Consider the following 13,964-nt stretch of genomic DNA (forward strand, 5'->3'; position numbering starts at 1 on the left):
ACCAGATAAATCTATGGAAAAATTAATGATTGGCGGTGGACGTCCGCTAGAGGGCGTTGTAACCATCAGCGGAGCGAAGAATAGCGCAATTGCGCTTATTCCTGCGGCGATTTTAGCCGAATCTGAAGTTGTTCTGGATAATTTGCCCTCCCTTAGTGATGTGGCTGTTTACTCTGAAATTCTGGAAGAGCTTGGTGCGACTGTGTCGTGGTCAGGCAACCAGATGAGAATTGATCCCTCCCGTATCGTCTCCATTCCAATGCCTAATGGCCCCGTCAAGAAATTGCGGGCTTCATATTATATGATGGGAGCACTTCTTGGAAGATTCAAAGAAGCGACAATTGGTCTTCCCGGCGGCTGTAATTTTGAACCCCGCCCCATTGACCAGCATATTAAAGGTTTTGAGGCGCTGGGAGCGACCGTAACCAATGATCATGGTTCGATTCATCTTTATGCCAAGGAACTGCGCGGTGCGAAAATTTATCTGGATGTGTCCAGCGTTGGAGCGACCATTAACATTATGCTTGCGGCTTCACGGGCCAAAGGCTCTACAATTATTGAAAATGCGGCTAAAGAGCCTGAGATTATAGATGTAGCTACCCTATTAAACTCTATGGGCGCAGTTATTAAAGGCGCCGGTACCGAAACCATCCGGATCGAAGGTGTTACGGAGATGCATGGCTGCCGTCATTCCATCATTCCCGACCGGATTCAAGCTGGGACATATATGATTGCTGCTGCAGCGACGCGCGGCAACGTGTTAATAGATAACGTTATCCCCAAACATTTGGAGGCATTAACCGCCAAACTGCTGGAGATGGGCGTAGAAATTGAAGAACTGGACGAAAGCATTCGTGTTATCGGCAGAGCCCAATATGAGCATGTCGATGTTAAGGCTTTGGTATACCCCGGTTTTGCCACCGATCTTCAATCCCCGATGACAAGTATATTGACCCAGGCTGAGGGAGTTAGCGTCCTTAGCGATTTTGTCTACAGCAACCGGTTTAAGCATGTACCGGAACTCGTGCGGATGGGCGCAAAGATCCGCGTAGAAGGGAGATCCGCCATTATTGAAGGCGGCAGGCTTAACGCTGCTAAAGTAAAGGCTGCCGATTTGCGCGCGGGTGCGGCGCTGGTCATTGCCGGACTGACTGTTCAGGAAGGCATTACCGAGGTGACGGGTGTGGAATATATTGACCGCGGATATGATAATCTTGTTAGCAATCTCCGTAATTTGGGTGCCGAGGTCTGGCGCGAGAACGAATAGAAATTGAGGTTGCCTGAGGAATTGGGAGGAGTAATATTTGCCTCTTAACTGCATATCTCCTTCCAATTTGGGTAATCCTATCCTAATGAGCAATTTAATAGACTCATATTTTGCCCGAACTCATACAAAAATTGAATAGGTGGTTATTACATGGATCTTCAAATTTCCGATCTGGAAGAAATGAAGCTGACCGATCTGTATAAGCTGGCTAAGAAATACCAGATTCCCTACTACGGAACGCTCAAGAAACGGGAACTGATCTTTGCGATTCTTCGTGCACAGGCGGAGCAAAGCGGGCTCATGTTCATGGAAGGCGTACTGGAAATTTTGCCTGAAGGTTATGGTTTCCTGAGGCCGATTAACTATTTGCCCAGCGCGGAGGATATTTATATCTCGGCTTCGCAAATTCGCAAATTTGATTTAAGAAGCGGCGATCTTGTTTCCGGGAAATGCCGCACACCGAAAGAAAATGAACGTTATTTTGGATTGCTTCAAGTAAATGCCGTGAATGGCGAGAATCCTGCCAGTGCAGCGGAGCGCTTGCATTTCCCGGCGCTGACACCTCTTTATCCGCAAGACAAGCTGCCGCTCGAAACATCCCCTACTCATTTATCTACCCGAATAATGGATTTACTTGCTCCTGTAGGTTTGGGGCAGCGCGGTTTGATTGTAGCACCTCCCAAGGCAGGAAAAACGCTCCTTCTGAAAGAAATAGCCAACAGTATCTCCACTAATAATCCCGAGATTGAACTGTTTGTATTGCTGATTGATGAACGTCCAGAAGAAGTAACTGATATGCAGCGCTCTGTAAAAGGCGAAGTGGTTGCATCCACATTTGATGAGCTTCCGGAGAATCATATTAAGGTAGCTGAGCTTGTCCTGCAGCGGGCACTGCGTTTGGTTGAGCATAAAAAGGATGTTGTTATTCTGCTGGATAGCATTACCCGGTTGGCGCGCGCCTATAACCTTGTGGTTCCTCCTTCTGGCCGGACACTTAGCGGGGGGATAGATCCTGCGGCGTTCCACCGTCCGAAGCGTTTCTTTGGCTCTGCGCGGAATGTAGAAGAAGGCGGAAGCCTGACGATCCTTGCAACAGCGCTGATTGATACCGGATCGCGTATGGATGATATCATTTATGAAGAATTTAAAGGTACGGGCAACATGGAGCTGCATTTGGACCGCAAGCTGGCGGAACGCCGCATCTTCCCGGCAATCGACATCCGCCGTTCAGGCACACGCCGCGAAGAGGTGCTGCTGAGTAAGGAAGAACTCGATACCATTTGGGCGATTCGCAAAAATATGAACGAGTCGTACGATTTTGTAGAGGGATTCATCAAAAAGCTGCGTGACACCAAGACCAATGCCGAATTCCTGGCGTCTTTTGATGTGGCCGGAGGCAAAGAGGGTTCATCGGCAAGCGGTACAGCCAGCAATGGCGGGACTTCCAATAGCGGCTCGTCGGCGCGCCGGACAACACGGCCCAAGACACCTACTGTTCCTACAACCTGAGAATTGATATAAGAGGAGACTAACATGTATTTGGTATATGCCGACGGGCAAGGAAACGTATATGATCATCCCGAGCTGTACGGGCTTGCCCGCAGCGGAGATATGATTGTTGAGATGCTGGAGGAAGAATTGATTCCGCTGCCGGAAGGCGCGACACTGGTAGGACTGCCTAATACGCGGGCAGTGGGCATGAACCCCGAGACAGGGGAAATGCTGCCGTTGCCGGAAGGTTTGCAGGCTGTAGGTGCACTGTTGCCGCAGGGTTTTACAAGGCTCTGTCTTCCTGGTTATGTCAAGACAGACAAGTCATATAAGCTTCCGCTGTTCGGATATTCCGCTGTAGTGTGGAAGGATGGCGGCTTCTATGTAGCTGCTGATCTTACGGATGATCCCGAACAATGGAACCCTTTGAATTGTGACCGGGAGAATGTGGAAGCCGGAGTCGGTGATTTGACCGCCAAGTATCCGGAGAACCGTCTATATGATCATCTTTCCAACTGCGCGCTGGGCTATGAATGCCTGACTTCCTCAAATACCTTTTTAGGTCGTTGGGAAGGTGCAGTTCCGGTCTCCTATTCTTGCAATGCCGGGTGCTTTGGCTGTATTTCCGAACAGCCTGATGACAGCGGGTTTGTATCGCCGCAGACCCGTATGAACTTCCGGCCTACGGTGGATGAAATTTCTCAAGTCATGCTGGAGCATCTGAAGACGCCCCAGTCCATCATCAGCTTCGGTCAGGGGTGTGAAGGCGAGCCTTCCACACAGGCCAAATTAATCATTGAGTCTATTCGTGAAGTGCGTTCGGTTACCGATATGGGCTACATCAATATCAACACCAACGCCGGGCTGAGCGACCATATCCGCGGGATTGTTGACGCAGGGCTTGATTTGATGCGGGTGAGTACGATCAGTGCCTTGGATGACCATTACAACGCTTACTACAAGCCTCGCGGCTACACTTTGGCGAATGTGGAGAAGTCGCTGAAATACGCTGCGGCCCAGGGTGTATATACGTCTATCAATTATCTGATTTTCCCCGGGGTCACGGATCGCGAGGAAGAAATTGAGGCCATGGTGGAGTTTGTAAGACGAACGGATCTGAAACTCATTCAGATGCGTAATCTGAACATTGATCCCGAGAGCTATTTAGAACTCATTCCTCCGGCGCAAGGCGAAATTCTGGGTATGAAGACCATGCTTGAGATTTTCCGCGAGGAACTTCCGGGTGTGGCTATAGGCTCCTTCACTCATGTCCCTCCAGCGGATTTGGCCCGTGCCAAACAGCGCAGAGTCCATATGTAGCACGGAAATATGGGCTTTAAATATATTGCAGACTTCTACCTTTCATGCTAAAATACCGTTGTATGTTTAATAACTCTGGGTCCGCATGAGTCCTAGGGCATGAGAGGTGAAATTGAAATGCAACAAGCAATCCAACCAAAGTACAACCTTACTAAGGTAACCTGCGCATGTGGCAACACATTCGAATCCGGTTCTGTTAAACAAGAGCTGCGCGTCGAAATTTGCTCTAACTGCCATCCGTTCTTCACTGGCAAGCAGAAATTCCTTGATGCCGGTGGTCGCGTTGATAAATTCAAGAAGAAATACGGCATCTAATCAGCCTTGCCTTTCAGTGGCATAAGATTGGACTGCCCCTTGGCTTTTTAGCCAGGGGGTTTTTATATACTAGAGGAAAATAATGCCATTACCGCTTGTCGGGTTGATTTTTACCAGGCGGTGAGCTATACTTATCTTCGCCGTGCTAGACGGGGAGGTAGCGGTGCCCTGTAACTCGCAATCCGCTGTAGCGAGGTTGAATTCCTGTTAGAGGTGCTGTCGATGTGAGGCCTTGGTCCCTATGGACTGTGTTGACGGTTGGGTCCTCCGCAATGAGTGCTTGTGAACCTGGTCAGGTCCGGAAGGAAGCAGCCATAAGCAAGTTTACTCTTGTGCCGGAGGGTGGCCTAGCCCGAGCAGTCTTGTAGGGTTGCCGCTTGGATCGCAGCCATCAATAACAGGTGCACGGTTTTATATTATAAACATATCGTTAATGATAGCGTCTTTGCCACAAGCAAAGATGCTTTTTGTTTTTGGTCAAAGTCTGGGGAATATAGTATAATAAATTAGCGACAAATGCCGGAAAGCGGCAGCCTAAGAAAGGGTAATGCATAGTGGAACATATCGCGCTGTACCGTGCTTGGCGGCCGCAGTCGTTTCAAGACATGGTAGGACAACAGCACATTATCCAGACGCTGCAGAATGCGATTCGTGAACAGCGGGTTTCGCATGCCTACCTGTTCAGCGGCCCGCGGGGAACCGGCAAGACGAGTGCTGCCAAAGTGCTCGCCAAAGCGGTCAATTGCGAGCGCGGTCCGGGTCCGGAGCCATGCAATGAATGTCCATCCTGTGTACGGATTTCTGCTGGCAACGTAATGGATGTGCAGGAAATTGATGCGGCCTCCAACCGGGGTGTTGAAGAGATTCGCGATCTGCGGGATAAGGTGAAATATGCGCCTACCGAAGTACGCCGTAAAGTGTATATTATTGATGAAGTGCATATGCTGACAACAGAAGCGTTCAACGCTCTGCTAAAGACGCTGGAGGAGCCGCCGCCCCATGTCATGTTCATTTTGGCGACGACAGAACCTCATAAATTGCCGGCAACGATTATTTCCCGCTGCCAGCGTTTTGACTTTCGAAGAGTATCGCTCGAAGAGCAGACTGGCCGGCTGACTGAAATCTGTGAGAAGGAAGGCATTACTGCAGATGTAGATGCATTGCAGTACATTGCCCGTCTTTCCGATGGGGGGATGCGCGATGCTCTCAGCATACTGGACCAGATTTCTTCCTTTACAGACGGAAATGTGACTTACCAGCAAGTGCTGGGGATGACGGGCGGAATTCCTTCTGAGCAGTTTGCCCGCCTTGCAACAGCCATTCTAGAAGGTGATATGGGTCTGCTTCTGGAACTTGTCGAGCAGCTTATGCACGAAGGCAAAAGCGCCGACAAATGTCTGGAGAACCTGCTGTATTATTTCCGTGATCTGCTGATGATCAAGATGGTGCCGGGCGCGGATCAGCTAACAGACCGGGTTCTCAATCCGGCTGAATTCCGCGATATGGCAGCAGCGTTCTCCCGGGAGCGGCTGTTTGAAATTGTCGAGACCCTGAACCGCTATCTGGGAGAAATGAAATATGCTACTCATCCGCAGACTTTGTTTGAAGTGGCGCTGATGAAGTTATGCAGCCTGCAGCAGGGCGGAGGGGCTCCCATTCTGGCGGCTGCCCCTGGCTCAGCGACCTCCCTGCAGCCTTCAGGGGGCAGCTCCTCCGTGGATTCGGGGGAACTGGAGCTTCTCAAGCGTCAGATTGCCGCATTGGAGAAGAAGCTCGAGCAGGCTATGCAGTCCGGGGGGATATCCGGTAACGGCTCAAGAGATCAGGCTTCCGCCCAGAAGCCAGCCCAAAGCTCGGCTCCACGAATCTCCTCACCCTCCAAGCTGCCTCCGCAGCTGGATAAATTCATCGCCGGTAAAGACAGTGCTGATTTCGCTTCGGTGTTTAAACAATGGAGTGTCGTCTTGCAAGGGGTGAAGGAGGAGAAGGTAACCGTGCATGCCTGGTTTGTTGACGGTGAACCTGTGTCTGTAATGGAAGATGCGGTGCTTGTGGCCTTTAAGAACACAATTCACCGGGATACCACAGAGAAACCGGCTAACAGACAGGTGATTGAGAATGTGTTAGCTGCACGGCTGGGTAAACCCTACCGTCTGGTCACGATACTTCTGCGCGACTGGAATGAAGCGGCGCAGAAGTCTGCTGCACAACCGGGCAAGGAGGAGCTTCGTCTCGAGCATGAGCATGAAACTGCGGAGACAAAGACTGAACCATGGATTGACGAGGCCATCCAGCTCTTTGGAGAAGACCTTGTTGTCATAAAAGAGTAGCATTTAAGCCTATGAGCGCAATAAGCGCATTCCAAAGGAGAGACGACTTATGAATAATATGAACCAAATGATGAAACAGGTTAAAAAAATGCAGGAGCAAATGCTCAAAGCCCAAGAAGAGCTGGGAAGCAAGACGATCGAAGGTTCTTCCGGCGGCGGCGTGGTTACCGTTCAAGTGAATGGCCATAAGAAGCTGCTGTCCATGCAAATCAAACCTGAGGCTGTTGATCCGGAAGATATCGAAATGCTGCAGGATCTTGTCATCACAGCTGTAAACGACGCCCTTACCCAGGCTGAAGAGCTGGCTAACAACGATATGGGTAAATTCACCGGCGGAATGAAGATCCCTGGCTTATTCTAGGCCTACTCCACTCCAGACCAAAGGAGAACCATCAATTTGTATTATCCAGAACCGCTAGCCAAGCTGATCGAAGCTTTTACACGTTTGCCCGGGATCGGCCCGAAGACAGCAGCCCGGCTGGCTTTTCATGTACTCAACATGAAAGAGGATGAAGTTATTGATTTTGCCAAAGCGCTTGTCAGTGTCAAACGCAATCTTCATTACTGCTCGGTCTGCTGCAACATTACGGACACCGATCCATGCCGTATATGTCAGGACAAAACCCGAGATACCTCAGTGATCTGTGTGGTACAAGACTCCAAGGATCTTGTAGCCATAGAGAGAACCAAGGAGTTCGACGGCTACTATCATGTGCTTCAGGGTGCAATTTCACCGATGGAGGGCATAGGTCCTGACGATATAAGACTCAAGGAACTGTTGACCCGTCTGAGCGACGAGAGAGTGAAAGAGCTTATTATGGCCACTAACCCCAATATTGAGGGTGAAGCTACGGCCATGTATATCTCCCGTCTGGTCCGTCCGTTCGATATTAAAATCACCAGAATAGCCCATGGCTTGCCCGTGGGGGGCGATTTGGAGTATGCGGACGAGGTTACCTTATCCAAAGCTTTGGAAGGCCGTCGTGAGCTCTAAGCAGTTCTGACATCATAATCAGCAAAGGAAGCCCGTGAGGGCTTCTTTTTTGTTTACGAGGGCGCATACGTCCTTTTAACGATACATTACATACAAGATAAGCTATGAACCGCCATCTTACCTTGTGGGACTTTTTTAGTTCTAAGTTTGTCCCCATCTTTATATGAATGAGAATATGCAAAACGCGGAAGCTGCGTTATCAAAGCATAGAATTATTCTTGAGGGGGAATCGCAAATGGGTTGGTGGGGCTCCAGAAAGCAGCGAAACGATGCAAAAGATGTTCAAGTGTCAGACTTGGATGAGCACTGGAATGTATTCCTCGACGTGTGCAAGGCACAAGCGGAGTGGCAAAGAGCTTATTTGATGTTTGATGAGGCGCTGGGACAGGATCAAATTGACTACGCGATATATATTCTGGAGGCAGCAGAACGCAAATATCAGATTCATCTTAAGCATGCTAAAAGCTTGGGGCTTAACCGCAGTCTATTATAAGCTTGGACAAGATATGTAAAGGGGGAGCACAATGCTAAGATTGGCTGCAATGGGTGTATTGATATTATCCGGGTTATTATTGATATTAATAGTTTTTCGTAAAAAATTGGGCTGGGCCTGGCTCAGTTTGTTTGGAACTCATCTTATTCTTGCTGCACTGGGTATTTATATAGTGAATTTCTCCGGATTGCTTACGGAAGTTTATCTTCCCTTAAACCCGGCAACCATAGGCGCCGTAACGGTTCTTGGACTTCCGGGAGTCCTGATGCTGCTCGGTTTAAAAATAACTTTGTTTTAATGGTTGACGCATGTTATTAATTTATGATACATTAAGTCTCGGCCCTTTGGACAAGATATCACTTGATAACTTGCCAATAAGGAAAGCGGAAAAAGAAATTAAAAAAAACGCTTGACTGAAGCAAGGGTGCTGTGATATATTATAAAGGTCGCTGCTGACAAGCAACGACGACGAAAAAAGAGACATTGATCTTTGAAAACTGAACAACGAGTGAGTGGGAAATCACGCAAGTGAGATCCAAAACTGATGAGTTTCATAGCGTATTTATACGCTTTAGAAATTTCATTGAGAGAATGTAAATTCTCGTCAGATGTTTCAAATTGAGCAATCGCTCTTTCTAAATACCAATTTGGAGAGTTTGATCCTGGCTCAGGACGAACGCTGGCGGCGTGCCTAATACATGCAAGTCGAGCGGAGTTATGAAGGAGCTTGCTCTGGAATAACTTAGCGGCGGACGGGTGAGTAACACGTAGGCAACCTACCTCTTTGACTGGGATAACTACCGGAAACGGTAGCTAATACCGGATAATTCCTTTGTTCACATGGACGAAGGATGAAAGGCGGAGCAATCTGCTACAAGGAGATGGGCCTGCGGCGCATTAGCTAGTTGGTGGGGTAACGGCTCACCAAGGCGACGATGCGTAGCCGACCTGAGAGGGTGAACGGCCACACTGGGACTGAGACACGGCCCAGACTCCTACGGGAGGCAGCAGTAGGGAATCTTCCGCAATGGGCGAAAGCCTGACGGAGCAACGCCGCGTGAGTGATGAAGGTTTTCGGATCGTAAAGCTCTGTTGCCAGGGAAGAACGTCCGGTAGAGTAACTGCTACCGGAGTGACGGTACCTGAGAAGAAAGCCCCGGCTAACTACGTGCCAGCAGCCGCGGTAATACGTAGGGGGCAAGCGTTGTCCGGAATTATTGGGCGTAAAGCGCGCGCAGGCGGCTATTTAAGTCTGGTGTTTAAACCTTGGGCTCAACCTGAGGTCGCACTGGAAACTGGGTGGCTTGAGTACAGAAGAGGAAAGTGGAATTCCACGTGTAGCGGTGAAATGCGTAGATATGTGGAGGAACACCAGTGGCGAAGGCGACTTTCTGGGCTGTAACTGACGCTGAGGCGCGAAAGCGTGGGGAGCAAACAGGATTAGATACCCTGGTAGTCCACGCCGTAAACGATGAGTGCTAGGTGTTAGGGGTTTCGATACCCTTGGTGCCGAAGTTAACACAGTAAGCACTCCGCCTGGGGAGTACGGTCGCAAGACTGAAACTCAAAGGAATTGACGGGGACCCGCACAAGCAGTGGAGTATGTGGTTTAATTCGAAGCAACGCGAAGAACCTTACCAGGTCTTGACATCCCTCTGAATCCACTAGAGATAGTGGCGGCCTTCGGGACAGAGGAGACAGGTGGTGCATGGTTGTCGTCAGCTCGTGTCGTGAGATGTTGGGTTAAGTCCCGCAACGAGCGCAACCCTTGACTTTAGTTGCCAGCAGGTAAGGCTGGGCACTCTAGAGTGACTGCCGGTGACAAACCGGAGGAAGGTGGGGATGACGTCAAATCATCATGCCCCTTATGACCTGGGCTACACACGTACTACAATGGCCGGTACAACGGGAAGCGAAGCCGCGAGGTGGAGCCAATCCCAGCAAAGCCGGTCTCAGTTCGGATTGCAGGCTGCAACTCGCCTGCATGAAGTCGGAATTGCTAGTAATCGCGGATCAGCATGCCGCGGTGAATACGTTCCCGGGTCTTGTACACACCGCCCGTCACACCACGAGAGTTTACAACACCCGAAGTCGGTGGGGTAACCCGCAAGGGAGCCAGCCGCCGAAGGTGGGGTAGATGATTGGGGTGAAGTCGTAACAAGGTAGCCGTATCGGAAGGTGCGGCTGGATCACCTCCTTTCTATGGAGAATCGTTTCCTGCAACGGAAACATTCAAATCGGAAGCTTAGCTTCCAAAACACTCACTCGTGTTCAGTTTTGAAAGAGCAAGTCTCTTTCGTATGCGTTTGGTGGCGATAGCGGAGGGGTTCCACACGTACCCATCCCGAACACGACCGTTAAGTCCTCCAGCGCCAATGGTACTTGGACCGAAGGGTCCTGGGAGAGTAGGACGCTGCCAAGCGGACAACCAATTCGTTGGTTGATTCAAAAATGTTATATATGTTATATGGGCTTTTAGCTCAGTTGGTTAGAGCGCACCTCTGATAAGGGTGAGGTCGGTGGTTCGAGTCCACCAAGGCCCACCATATAACATTAAATTCCTTTATGGGGCCATAGCTCAGCTGGGAGAGCGCCTGCCTTGCAAGCAGGAGGTCAGCGGTTCGATCCCGCTTGGCTCCACCAAAATGATTTAAACTCAATACTTCTTTAAACTTGATCCTTGAAAACTGGATACCGAAACGAATTTGCGTTTTAGAACATCTTTTAGCTGAAACTTGTGTAAACAAGTTTTAATTATAGCGATGCTAGCGATTTTCCTAACGGAAAACGCATTGGTTAAGCTAATAAGAGCACACGGAGGATGCCTAGGCGCCAGGAGCCGACGAAGGACGTGGCGAACAACGAAACTGCCTCGGGGAGCTGTAAGCAAGCTTTGATCCGGGGGTGTCCGAATGGGGAAACCCAGCTGTGGTAATTCGCAGTTACTTCTCTCTGAATACATAGGAGAGATAGAGGCAGACCAGGGGAACTGAAACATCTAAGTACCCTGAGGAAGAGAAAACAATAGTGATTCCGTCAGTAGCGGCGAGCGAACGCGGAACAGCCTAAACCAAGGGGCTTGCCCCTTGGGGTTGTGGGACGTCTCACATGGAGTTACAAAGGAATATGGTAGGCGAAGAGGTCTGGAAAGGCCCGCGATAGAGGTAAAAGCCCTGTAACCTAAACTGTGTTCTCTCCGAGACGGATCCCGAGTAGTGCGGGGCACGTGAAACCCCGTATGAATCCAGCAGGACCATCTGCTAAGGCTAAATACTACCTGGCGACCGATAGTGAAACAGTACCGTGAGGGAAAGGTGAAAAGCACCCCGGAAGGGGAGTGAAATAGAACCTGAAACCGTGTGCTTACAAAAAGTCAGAGCCCGATCTAGGGGTGATGGCGTGCCTTTTGTAGAATGAACCGGCGAGTTACGTTTAACATGCAAGGTTAAGGTGAGAAGCCGGAGCCGCAGCGAAAGCGAGTCTGAATAGGGCGACTTAAGTATGTGGACGTAGACCCGAAACCGTGTGATCTACCCCTGTCCAGGGTGAAGGTGCGGTAACACGCACTGGAGGCCCGAACCCACGTATGTTGAAAAATGCGGGGATGAGGTGGGGGTAGCGGAGAAATTCCAATCGAACTCGGAGATAGCTGGTTCTCCCCGAAATAGCTTTAGGGCTAGCCTCGGTGAATGGAGTGGTGGAGGTAGAGCACTGATTGGGTGCGGGGCCCGCAAGGGTTACCAAGCTCAGTCAAACTCCGAATGCCATTAACTTCTTGCCGGGAGTCAGACAGTGAGTGCTAAGATCCATTGTCAAAAGGGAAACAGCCCAGACCATCAGCTAAGGTCCCCAAGTGTGTGTTAAGTGGGAAAGGATGTGGAGTTGCACAGACAACCAGGATGTTGGCTTAGAAGCAGCCACCATTGAAAGAGTGCGTAATAGCTCACTGGTCGAGTGACTCTGCGCCGAAAATGTAACGGGGCTAAACACACCACCGAAGCTATGGCTAGATGCTTTGCATCTGGGGTAGGGGAGCGTTGTATGTGGGTTGAAGGTGTACCGTAAGGAGCGCTGGACAGCATACAAGTGAGAATGCCGGTATGAGTAACGAAAAGATCAGTGAGAATCTGATCCGCCGAAAGCCCAAGGTTTCCTGAGGAAGGCTCGTCCGCTCAGGGTAAGTCGGGACCTAAGGCGAGGCCGAAAGGCGTAGTCGAAGGACAACAGTTTGAAATTACTGTACCACCGTAATCCGCTATGAGCGATGGGGTGACGCAGGAGGGTAGTGACGCGGACTGATGGATGTCCGTCTAAGCAGTGAGGCTGGTGTGTAGGCAAATCCGCACACCGTTAAGGCTGGGCTGTGATGGGGAGCGAAAATTACAGTAGCGAAGGTCATGATCTCACACTGCCAAGAAAAGCCTCTAGTCAGGAGAAGGTGCCCGTACCGCAAACCGACACAGGTAGGCGAGAAGAGAATTCTAAGGCGCGCGGAAGAACTCTCGTTAAGGAACTCGGCAAAATGACCCCGTAACTTCGGGAGAAGGGGTGCCTCGGTAGGGTGAATAGCCCGAGGGGGCCGCAGTGAAAAGGCCCAAGCGACTGTTTAGCAAAAACACAGGTCTGTGCGAAGCCGCAAGGCGAAGTATACGGGCTGACGCCTGCCCGGTGCTGGAAGGTTAAGGGGAGCGGTTAGGAGCAATCCGAAGCTGTGAACCGAAGCCCCAGTAAACGGCGGCCGTAACTATAACGGTCCTAAGGTAGCGAAATTCCTTGTCAGGTAAATTCTGACCCGCACGAATGGCGTAACGACTTGGGCGCTGTCTCAACGAGAGATCCGGTGAAATTTTAATACCTGTGAAGATGCAGGTTACCCGCGACAAGACGGAAAGACCCCATGGAGCTTTACTGCAGCTTGATATTGAATTTGGGTACGATCTGTACAGGATAGGTGGGAGCCGTAGAGGCAGGAGCGCAAGCTTCTGCGGAGGCGCCGTTGGGATACCACCCTGATCGTATCTAGGTTCTAACCTAGTGCCCTAATCGGGTACGGGGACCGTGTCAGGCGGGCAGTTTGACTGGGGCGGTCGCCTCCTAAAGAGTAACGGAGGCGTTCAAAGGTTCCCTCAGAATGGTTGGAAATCATTCGAAGAGTGCAAAGGCATAAGGGAGCTTGACTGCGAGACCTACAAGTCGAGCAGGGACGAAAGTCGGACTTAGTGATCCGGTGGTACCGCATGGAAGGGCCATCGCTCAACGGATAAAAGCTACCCTGGGGATAACAGGCTTATCTCCCCCAAGAGTCCACATCGACGGGGAGGTTTGGCACCTCGATGTCGGCTCATCGCATCCTGGGGCTGAAGTAGGTCCCAAGGGTTGGGCTGTTCGCCCATTAAAGCGGTACGCGAGCTGGGTTCAGAACGTCGTGAGACAGTTCGGTCCCTATCTGTCGTGGGCGCAGGAAATTTGAGAGGAGCTGTCCTTAGTACGAGAGGACCGGGATGGACGTACCGCTGGTGCATCAGTTGTTCCGCCAGGAGCATGGCTGAGTAGCTACGTACGGACGGGATAAGCGCTGAAAGCATCTAAGCGTGAAGCCCCCCTCAAGATGAGATTTCCCAATTAGTAAGACCCCTTGAAGACGACGAGGTAGATAGGTTGGAGGTGGAAGTGCAGCAATGCATGGAGCTGACCAATACTAATCGGTCGAGGGCTTATCCAACAAGTAAGACGCAGATTCGTTTCGGATTCAGT

At 50.5% G+C, this 13,964-nt stretch carries 9 protein-coding genes, 2 tRNA genes, 3 rRNA genes and 1 other RNA gene; all 15 read left to right on the forward strand.

The genetic code is table 11. The features are described 5' to 3' along the window. Nucleotides 1–13: 13 nt before the first annotated feature. The 15 genes from NST07_RS00595 to NST07_RS00665 all read left to right on the forward strand — a co-directional run bounded on the left by NST07_RS00595 (nucleotide 14) and on the right by NST07_RS00665 (nucleotide 13,932). A complete protein-coding gene (locus NST07_RS00595) occupies nucleotides 14–1,267 on the forward strand; it encodes a UDP-N-acetylglucosamine 1-carboxyvinyltransferase (protein ID WP_341089106.1) in 1,254 nt (417 codons plus the stop codon). A gap of 150 nt (nucleotides 1,268–1,417) precedes the next feature. Continuing rightward, nucleotides 1,418–2,776: a transcription termination factor Rho gene (gene rho / locus NST07_RS00600; RefSeq protein ID WP_341089107.1), complete on the forward strand. Its 1,359-nt coding sequence runs from the start codon at nucleotides 1,418–1,420 to the stop codon at nucleotides 2,774–2,776. Nucleotides 2,777–2,800: 24 nt separating this feature from the next. After that, complete coding sequence (locus NST07_RS00605) at nucleotides 2,801–4,078, forward strand: radical SAM protein (protein ID WP_341089108.1); 1,278 nt, start codon at nucleotides 2,801–2,803, stop codon at nucleotides 4,076–4,078. Between the two features lie 117 nt (nucleotides 4,079–4,195). After that, on the forward strand, nucleotides 4,196–4,393 hold the full coding sequence (rpmE, locus tag NST07_RS00610) for a 50S ribosomal protein L31 (protein ID WP_038598301.1): 198 nt from the start codon (nucleotides 4,196–4,198) through the stop codon (nucleotides 4,391–4,393). 140 nt (nucleotides 4,394–4,533) lie between these two features. Then, nucleotides 4,534–4,802: signal recognition particle sRNA large type (gene ffs / locus NST07_RS00615), an RNA gene on the forward strand. A gap of 145 nt (nucleotides 4,803–4,947) precedes the next feature. After that, entirely contained in the window at nucleotides 4,948–6,723 is a 1,776-nt protein-coding gene (dnaX, locus tag NST07_RS00620; RefSeq protein ID WP_342480914.1) for a DNA polymerase III subunit gamma/tau, read from the forward strand. A 49-nt stretch (nucleotides 6,724–6,772) separates the two neighbouring features. Next, nucleotides 6,773–7,084 carry a YbaB/EbfC family nucleoid-associated protein gene (locus NST07_RS00625; RefSeq protein WP_038584581.1) on the forward strand — a complete coding sequence of 104 codons (312 nt, stop codon included), beginning with the start codon at nucleotides 6,773–6,775 and terminating at the stop codon, nucleotides 7,082–7,084. Between the two features lie 36 nt (nucleotides 7,085–7,120). After that, entirely contained in the window at nucleotides 7,121–7,717 is a 597-nt protein-coding gene (gene recR / locus NST07_RS00630) for a recombination mediator RecR (RefSeq protein WP_038584584.1), read from the forward strand. A 163-nt stretch (nucleotides 7,718–7,880) separates the two neighbouring features. After that, nucleotides 7,881–8,210, forward strand: a complete 330-nt coding sequence (locus NST07_RS00635; protein ID WP_341089112.1) for a hypothetical protein — start codon at nucleotides 7,881–7,883, stop codon at nucleotides 8,208–8,210. A gap of 31 nt (nucleotides 8,211–8,241) precedes the next feature. Beyond that, nucleotides 8,242–8,508, forward strand: coding sequence for a pro-sigmaK processing inhibitor BofA family protein (locus tag NST07_RS00640; RefSeq protein ID WP_341089113.1), 267 nt, complete (start codon nucleotides 8,242–8,244; stop codon nucleotides 8,506–8,508). 346 nt (nucleotides 8,509–8,854) lie between these two features. Further along, nucleotides 8,855–10,410: ribosomal RNA gene (locus tag NST07_RS00645) — 16S ribosomal RNA — on the forward strand. A gap of 105 nt (nucleotides 10,411–10,515) precedes the next feature. After that, a 5S ribosomal RNA gene (gene rrf / locus NST07_RS00650) occupies nucleotides 10,516–10,632 on the forward strand. 47 nt (nucleotides 10,633–10,679) lie between these two features. Continuing rightward, nucleotides 10,680–10,756 (forward strand) — tRNA-Ile (locus tag NST07_RS00655). A 21-nt stretch (nucleotides 10,757–10,777) separates the two neighbouring features. Beyond that, nucleotides 10,778–10,853: transfer RNA gene (locus tag NST07_RS00660), tRNA-Ala, on the forward strand. A gap of 151 nt (nucleotides 10,854–11,004) precedes the next feature. Next, nucleotides 11,005–13,932 (forward strand): 23S ribosomal RNA (locus NST07_RS00665). The 16S, 23S and 5S rRNA genes sit together here with 2 tRNA genes alongside, the layout of an rRNA operon. Nucleotides 13,933–13,964: the final 32 nt, after the last annotated feature.

The sequence above is a fragment of the Paenibacillus sp. FSL L8-0340 genome (assembly GCF_038593145.1).
GTDB lineage: Bacteria > Bacillota > Bacilli > Paenibacillales > Paenibacillaceae > Paenibacillus_AQ.

Excerpts from the sequence above, each read along its gene's own strand:
- NST07_RS00595 (WP_341089106.1), top strand. The coding sequence starts at position 14 with ATGGAAAAATTAATGATTGGCGGTGGACGTCCGCTAGAGGGCGTTGTA.
- rho (WP_341089107.1), top strand. The coding sequence starts at position 1,418 with ATGGATCTTCAAATTTCCGATCTGGAAGAAATGAAGCTGACCGATCTG.
- NST07_RS00605 (WP_341089108.1), top strand. The coding sequence starts at position 2,801 with ATGTATTTGGTATATGCCGACGGGCAAGGAAACGTATATGATCATCCC.
- rpmE (WP_038598301.1), top strand. The coding sequence starts at position 4,196 with ATGCAACAAGCAATCCAACCAAAGTACAACCTTACTAAGGTAACCTGC.
- NST07_RS00625 (WP_038584581.1), top strand. The coding sequence starts at position 6,773 with ATGAATAATATGAACCAAATGATGAAACAGGTTAAAAAAATGCAGGAG.
- NST07_RS00635 (WP_341089112.1), top strand. The coding sequence starts at position 7,881 with ATGAATGAGAATATGCAAAACGCGGAAGCTGCGTTATCAAAGCATAGA.
- NST07_RS00640 (WP_341089113.1), top strand. The coding sequence starts at position 8,242 with ATGCTAAGATTGGCTGCAATGGGTGTATTGATATTATCCGGGTTATTA.